At 68.0% G+C, this 503-nt stretch carries 1 protein-coding gene; it reads left to right on the top strand.

Annotation, left to right across the window (positions count from 1 at the left end):
• Nucleotides 1–503 (top strand): flavodoxin-dependent (E)-4-hydroxy-3-methylbut-2-enyl-diphosphate synthase (locus AQI88_RS42450; RefSeq protein WP_159050625.1); only part of this gene is annotated, 503 nt, incomplete at both ends.

Below are 503 nucleotides of genomic sequence, written 5' to 3' on the forward strand. Positions count from 1 at the left end.
GACATCGGCGCCACCCTCCAGCAGATCGCCGAGCTGACCGCGTCCGGCTGCCAGATCGTCCGTGTCGCCTGCCCCACCCAGGACGACGCCGACGCTCTTGCGACCATCGCCCGCAAGTCGCAGATCCCGGTCATCGCGGACATCCACTTCCAGCCGAAGTACGTGTTCGCGGCCATCGAGGCGGGCTGCGCCGCCGTCCGCGTGAACCCCGGCAACATCAAGCAGTTCGACGACAAGGTGAAGGAGATCGCGAGGGCCGCCAGGGACCACGGCACCCCGATCCGGATCGGCGTCAACGCGGGCTCCCTGGACCGCCGTCTGCTCCAGAAGTACGGCAAGGCGACCCCCGAGGCCCTGGTCGAGTCGGCCCTGTGGGAGGCGTCCCTCTTCGAGGAGCACGACTTCCGGGACATCAAGATCTCCGTCAAGCACAACGACCCGGTCGTGATGATCGAGGCGTACCGGCAGCTCGCCGAAGCGTGCGACTACCCGCTCCACCTGGG

Origin of the sequence: Streptomyces cellostaticus (assembly GCF_001513965.1) — a bacterium.
Taxonomy (GTDB): Bacteria; Actinomycetota; Actinomycetes; order Streptomycetales; family Streptomycetaceae; genus Streptomyces; species Streptomyces cellostaticus.